Here is a 6,455-nt window from a genome sequence, read left to right as displayed (position 1 = left end):
GACGATGGCAGTGGCGGCGCGGATTTCGCCGGCGTTGTAATTGGGCGTTTCCGCCTGCGATGGCATGCTCTCGCGCACCAGCGTCGTCCTGTGGGCCTGCACCGCCTCATCGACATAGGCGGGCGGCTGCGGCGAGGCGACGACCTTGGTCACCGACATCGGCCCGATGATGCCGTTTGCCAGCCAGCCGGCGGCGACGAAGCCGGCTACCGCCGCCGCGCGCTGCAACACGCCGAAGAGCCGGCCGCGGGCAAGCCCCCTCTCCAGCCGCCGCGCGGCATCGGCGGTCGCAGGGCGCGCCATGCCCTTGGAGCCGGCAAGCGCCACGCGCAGTTCATCGCGGGTCCTGAGATCCGACATCACACGCGCCGCCGCCTCCGGGCGAGCGGACAAGAATGCTTCGACCTCGATGCGGCGGGTGACGTCGACCTGGTCGTCGACATAGGCGTCGAGGTCGATATCGGTCACGGGATCGACAGTTGCGGTCATGACGGGCCTCCAACGATCCTGAGGTGGTTTTTTGCCTTCGCCGGCTCCTCCATCTCGCGCAGTGCGGCGCGCGCCCTGCCGATGCGGGACATCAGCGTGCCGAGCGGCACGCCGCTGGCATCGGCGGCCTGTTGATAGGAGAGGCCTTCGATGGCGACGAGGTGCAGCGCTGAACGCTGTTCTTCCGGCAGGCTGAAAAAAGCCTCGCGCACCTGCGCCAGGCGCACCGAATGTTCCTGTGGTGCCGGCGTGCTGCCGTCGGCCAGGTATCCAGCCTGTTCGACGCGCGACGCTTCGGACTTGCGGGACCGCATCTTGTCGATGAAGGTGTTGTGGACGATCGACAGCAGCCACGCGCGCAGGTTTCCGCCGGAGCGGAACGTGCTGCGCCGCTCATAAGCGCGCACCAGCGCGTCATGGACAAGATCCTCGGCGTCGGTGCTGTCGCGCGTCAGCGAGCGCGCATAGCGGCGCAGCGAACCGAGCTGTCCTATGATGTCAAAACGTGGCATTGACGGTTTCATGTCCTGTTTACGGAGCATGTGGGGATTTTAATCCCTGCCCTGCCAATTTTTTCCCTTCGGAGGACATCGTTCGAATGTAACGATTGTTGCCGGCATCAATTTTATCATTGGTATCGGCACGATGTGCGATGCCCGGTAGATCGTGCCTACTTCACACGCCTCTTCTCCAGCTTCCTCGCCAGCGTCCGGCGGTGCATGCCCAACCGTCGTGCTGTCTCGGAAATGTTGAAGTCGGCCTCCACCAGCATTTCGTGGATGCGCTCCCATTCGAGGTTCTTTATCGAGGTTGGTCGCTCGGCGAGCGGCACCGAAGCATTGCCCTCGACCTGGCCGAAAGCGGCTTCAATGTCGTCGGTGTTGGCGGGTTTGGCGAGATACTGGCAGGCGCCGAGCTTGATCGCCTCGACAGCGGTGGCGATGCTTGCAAAGCCGGTCAACACGACGATCCGCATTTCAGGATCGTGCTCGTGCAGCGCCCTGACGCATTCCAGGCCCGAGCCGCTGGCGAGCTTGAGATCGACGACGGCATATTGGAAGGCAACGGTGCCGATCAGCGCATGCACGCCGTCGACGCTCCGGCAGCTATGCGTTTCGTAATCACGCCGTTCGAAAGACCGGCGCAGTGCGTTGGCAAAGGCGATATCGTCCTCGACGATCAACAGCGTGCGTTTAGTCGGCATTGTGCCCTCGTGGAGACAGAGCAGCCAGTGGCAGATGCAACGTAACCGAAGCTCCCCCCTCGGTTCTATTTCTTACGGTGACGGTACCCCCCAGCTTGCGGATGACATTGACGACCAGAAACAGGCCGAGCCCGCTACCTGGCCGGTTCTTGGTCGACGTATAGGGCTTGCCGAATTCAGCAAGCATGGCTTCTTCAAATCCCGGTCCCACGTCGACAACTTCGATGATGAGATCGTCCGCCTGGCGGCTGACGGTCAACCCCACCCATAGAGGCGACGCTTCAAGTGCGTTGTCCAGTACATTGAACATCACCTGTTTGAGCGCGGGATCGGAGACGATCTCCTGGTTGGCGCCGAAACGCCTGGTGTATTCGAAGCCTTGCGGCAGCCGTGTCGACTTCCATTCGGCCACCAGCTCCGCCAGGAAGGCGTCGACGGAGGTGCGAACCGTGCCTTCGCCGCGCAATTCGCCCGACGACATCAGGATTCCCGAAACGATCTTCTTGCAACGGTCCAACTGGCCCTGCATCTCCCGGATTTCCTGCGCCAGATCCGGATCTGCCTCGAGAGCCGGCATGCGCTGCCAGTCATTGAGGATGACGGAAAGCGTGGCCAGCGGCGTGCCGAGCTCATGCGCGGCACCGGAGGCGAGCAGGCCCATCCTGACGATGTGAGCCTCCTCCGCCGACTGCTGGCGCAAATCCGCAAGATGGGCGTCGCGGGTGCGAATGTTGTTCTGGACCCTGGTGATGAACAGCACCAGAAGCGTTGCCGCCAGGACGAAACAGATGAACATGCCCTGGATGTGCAGGCTGAACAGCCCGGCCCCGTGTGCGGCGGGCAGGCTGATCTCACGGTAAAAAGTAGTCAGCGCGATGAAGCACGTGCTTGCAATGAAGACAAGCGCCCAAACCGACCATGTCTCCAGCAGCACCGCGCCCAGGATGACCTGGAGCAGGTAAAGCGAAATGAAGGGATTGGACGCGCCGCCGCTCAGGTAAAGCTGGACCGTCAACGCGGTGACGTCGAGCAGCAGTCCAAGAAACAGCTCGGTGTTGGTGATCGCGTCCTGGCTGCTGTGCCGGCGCAGGCTGGCGACATTGAGAGCGATCAGCAGCAGGATCACCACCGCCATCGGGACCAGCGGCAATCCAATGCCGAGCACGTAGCGGACGAACAGGATCGTCACGATCTGACCACCGACCGCGATCCAGCGCAGTTGAATCAGAAGCAGAAAATTCTGTTTGTTGGTCTTGTCGTGCAACGTCATTGGGCCGGGAGGTCCCCAGCCCTGGCCAAGCAGGTCACTCAAGCGGGCGTCCGATCCAGGCGCTGGTTGAGTCTCAGCGCAAGCAACGTGCATAGCGCTCCCGACAACAGATAGGCGCCTGATGAGATCAGCCCGAAATGGGCGGACAGGAACAGGGCGACTATGGGGGCGAAGCCCGCCCCGAACAGCCAGGCGAGATCCGAGGTCAGCGCCGCCCCTGTATAGCGGTAGGTCTTTGAAAAGTTCGAGGCGAGTGCTCCTGAAGACTGGCCGAACGACAGGCCGAGCAGGACGAAGCCCAAGACCATGAAGACGGACTCTCCGACGAAGCCGCCATCGAGCAGCTGTGGCGCGAAACCGCTGAACACGGCAATGGCCACCGCCGAGCCTCCGAGCAAGGGCCAGCGCCCAACCCGGTCGGCGACGAAGCCCGAGATCGCGATTGCCGCCAGGCCGAAGAAAGCTCCGATCGTCTCGATGACGAGGAACCGTGCCGGTCCCTCGCGCGTGAACAGGAAAATCCAGGACAGAGGAAACACCGTCACCATGTGGAACAGGGCGAAACTCGCCAGCGGCGCGAAGGCGCCGAGCACGACAGTGCGCCCTTCGGCGCGCAACGTCTCGCGGACGGAAGTCGGCTCCAGTTCCTGGCCTTCGAACAGTTTGGTGTATTCCGGCGTCACCACGATGCGCAGCCGTGCGAACAGGGCGACGACATTGATGGCGAAGGCGACGAAGAACGGGTAGCGCCAGCCCCAGCTGAAGAAGTCTTCGGCCGACAGGTTGCCGACGAAATATGCAAACAGGGCGCTGGCAACGATGAGCCCGAGTGGTGCGCCCAGCTGCGGGATCATCGCATACCAGCCGCGGCGCTTTTCGGGCGCATTCAACGCCAGCAGCGAGGCAAGTCCGTCCCATGTCCCGCCCAGCGCCAGTCCCTGACCGATCCGGAACATGGCCAGCAGCCAGGCCGAAGCCTGGCCGATCTGGTCGTAACCGGGCACGAAGGCGATCGACACGGTCGAGGTCCCCAGCAGGAACAGCGCGATGGTGAGCTTGGCGCTGCGTCCGTAGGCGCGGTCGAGCGCGGTGAAGATCGCCGTGCCGATCGGCCGCGCGATGAAGGCAAGCGCGAAGATGGCGAAGGAGTAGAGCGTGCCGGTCAACGGGTCGGCATAAGGAAATACGAGCTTCGGAAAAACGATGACGGAAGCGATCGCGTAGACGAAGAAGTCGAAGAATTCCGACGTCCTGCCGATGATGACGCCAACGGCGATTTCGCCGGGCTTCACTTCATGATGCCGCGCGTTGATCCGTCTTGCGTCGGCTTCGATCTTAGAAGTTGGGCTCACAGCATTCTCCGTCGCCCCGCCGCGGTCTCATTACGATCGCTTGCCATGTGCGCGGGCCAGGTGCTTTGATGAGGCCTGCCGCGTCATTGCGGCATTGGACAAATTGTCCAATGCCTTCATTGCCGCGGTACGGCTAGCACTGGGGGGAACAACCGACAGGTCATACATTGAGCCGTCTCCGTACCCTTTTCCTGCTGCCCCTGCTGGCATCGCTCGGCTCCTGCAGCATGGTCGTCATGAACCCTGCCGGCGACGTCGCCGCGCAGCAGCGCGACCTGCTGATGGTGTCCACGGCACTGATGCTGATCGTCATCATACCGGTGATGGCTCTCACCATATTCTTTGCCTGGCGATACCGCCAGTCCAACCGCGAGGCGCGCTACGAGCCGGATTGGGACCACTCGACCCATCTCGAACTCGTCATTTGGGCGGTGCCGCTTCTGATCATAATCTGCCTGGGCGCAGTGACCTGGATGGGCACCCATCTGCTCGACCCCTATCGTCCGATCGGACGTGTAGCGGCCGGCAAGCCGCTGCCGCCGGACGTGCGTCCGCTTGAGGTCGAAGTCGTCGCGCTCGACTGGAAATGGCTGTTCATCTATCCGGAGTACGGCGTCGCCATGGTCAACGAACTGGCTGCGCCGGTCGACCGGCCGATCAGCTTTCGCATCACCTCCGCATCGGTGATGAACTCCTTCTACATTCCAGCACTGGCCGGCCAGATCTATGCAATGCCGGGTATGGAAACCAGGCTGCACGCCGTCATAAACAAGTCCGGCGACTATGAAGGGTTCTCCGCCAACTACAGCGGCGCCGGCTTCTCGGGAATGCGGTTCGCGTTCCACGGCCTGGACGACGCCGGTTTCCAGGCATGGATCGCGAAGGCAAAGGACGGCGGCGGCAAGCTCGACCGAAACGGCTATCTGGAGCTCGAACAGCCCAGCGAGAACCAACCCGTGCGCCACTATGCGGCGGTGGATGCCGATCTCTACAAGGCGATCCTCAACATGTGCGTCGAGCCCGGCAAGATGTGCATGAGCGAGATGTCGCAGATCGATGCCAAGGGCGGTCTGGGAATGGCCGGCATCCGCAACACCCTTCCGCTACTGTACGACAAGTTCGCCCGGCGCGGCACGATATTCGGCCCTGCCCCATCCTATGTCGCCAGCATATGCACGACCGAAGAAGCACTGGCGGCTTCGAAGGCCGATCAATCCTTCACGCCGATGACCTCGACGCCGATCGTCGGCGCTGGTCTGCAACGGCCACTGCCCCTGTCGATCCGACTGCCGTCACCTTCCGCAACCGGCACGCTTCGGTCGCCCTTCAACTCCTGAGGCGCCACGCAAGACATGTTCGACAATCCTGCTCTTCTCAAGGCGATCTTCGGCCGGCTTACGCTCGAGTCGCTGCCGCTGCACGAGCCCATCGTGGTCGCGACCTTCATAGTCGTCGCGCTGGGCGGCATCGCCCTCGTCGGCGCGCTGACCTATTTCAAGCTCTGGGGCTATCTGTGGCGCGAATGGTTCACCAGCGTCGACCACAAGCGCATCGGCGTGATGTACATGGTGCTCGGCATCGTCATGCTGCTGCGCGGCTTCAGCGACGCCATCATGATGCGGCTCCAGCAGGCGATGGCCTTCGGCGGTTCGGAAGGCTATCTCAATTCGCATCACTACGACCAGATCTTCACCGCGCACGGCGTGATCATGATCTTCTTCGTGGCGATGCCGCTGGTGACGGGCCTGATGAATTTCGTCGTCCCGCTGCAGATCGGCGCGCGCGACGTGTCGTTTCCGTTCCTCAACAATTTCAGCTTCTGGATGACGGTCGGCGGCGCGGTCATCGTCATGATGTCGCTGTTCGTCGGCGAATTCGCCCGCACCGGCTGGCTTGCCTATCCGCCGTTGTCGGGGATCGGCTACAGTCCCGATGTCGGTGTCGATTACTATATCTGGGCCCTGCAGGTGGCGGGCGTCGGCACGCTGCTGTCGGGCGTGAACCTGGTCTGCACCATCGTCAAGATGCGCGCGCCTGGCATGACCATGATGAGAATGCCGATCTTCACCTGGACCGCGCTCTGCACCAATGTGCTCATCGTCGCCGCCTTCCCGGTGCTGACGGCGGTGCTGGCCCTTCT

Annotated in this window: 7 protein-coding genes; 2 read left to right on the top strand and 5 right to left on the bottom strand. The window is 62.6% G+C overall.

The genetic code is table 11. The features are described 5' to 3' along the window. The 5 genes from EN939_RS16545 to EN939_RS16525 all read right to left on the bottom strand — a co-directional run. Positions 1 to 489, bottom strand: a 489-nt coding sequence (locus EN939_RS16545; RefSeq protein WP_164751028.1) for an anti-sigma factor family protein, incomplete at its 3' end; no start/stop codon positions are given. Beyond that, entirely contained in the window at positions 486 to 1,001 is a 516-nt protein-coding gene (locus tag EN939_RS16540) for a sigma-70 family RNA polymerase sigma factor (protein ID WP_236383399.1), read from the bottom strand. The genes EN939_RS16545 and EN939_RS16540, both read right to left, overlap by 4 nt. Before the next feature lie 158 nt (positions 1,002 to 1,159). After that, positions 1,160 to 1,693, bottom strand: a complete 534-nt coding sequence (locus EN939_RS16535) for a response regulator transcription factor (protein WP_023812014.1) — start codon at positions 1,691 to 1,693, stop codon at positions 1,160 to 1,162. After that, positions 1,683 to 2,963 carry an ATP-binding protein gene (locus EN939_RS16530; RefSeq protein ID WP_164748993.1) on the bottom strand — a complete coding sequence of 427 codons (1,281 nt, stop codon included), beginning with the start codon at positions 2,961 to 2,963 and terminating at the stop codon, positions 1,683 to 1,685. Before EN939_RS16530 ends, EN939_RS16535 begins: the two co-directional genes overlap by 11 nt. Before the next feature lie 38 nt (positions 2,964 to 3,001). Beyond that, positions 3,002 to 4,315 (bottom strand): MFS transporter, encoded by a 1,314-nt coding sequence (locus EN939_RS16525; protein WP_127268838.1) that lies wholly within the window; start codon positions 4,313 to 4,315, stop codon positions 3,002 to 3,004. A 167-nt stretch (positions 4,316 to 4,482) separates the two neighbouring features. Here EN939_RS16525 and cyoA point away from each other — a divergent pair, with 167 nt between their 5' ends. Together cyoA and EN939_RS16515 are read left to right on the top strand one after the other, a co-directional pair. Further along, the gene (cyoA, locus tag EN939_RS16520) at positions 4,483 to 5,652 is read left to right on the top strand and encodes a ubiquinol oxidase subunit II (protein ID WP_127268837.1); all 1,170 of its coding nucleotides are present in this window, start codon (positions 4,483 to 4,485) and stop codon (positions 5,650 to 5,652) included. Positions 5,653 to 5,667: 15 nt separating this feature from the next. After that, a partial coding sequence (locus tag EN939_RS16515; RefSeq protein WP_206528297.1) for a cbb3-type cytochrome c oxidase subunit I occupies positions 5,668 to 6,455 on the top strand: 788 nt, incomplete at its 3' end.

Origin of the sequence: Mesorhizobium sp. M7A.F.Ca.CA.002.05.1.1 (genome assembly GCF_003998335.1) — a bacterium.
In the GTDB taxonomy this organism is placed as follows: domain Bacteria; phylum Pseudomonadota; class Alphaproteobacteria; order Rhizobiales; family Rhizobiaceae; genus Mesorhizobium.
This window is presented reverse-complemented; position numbering and strand designations above follow the sequence as displayed.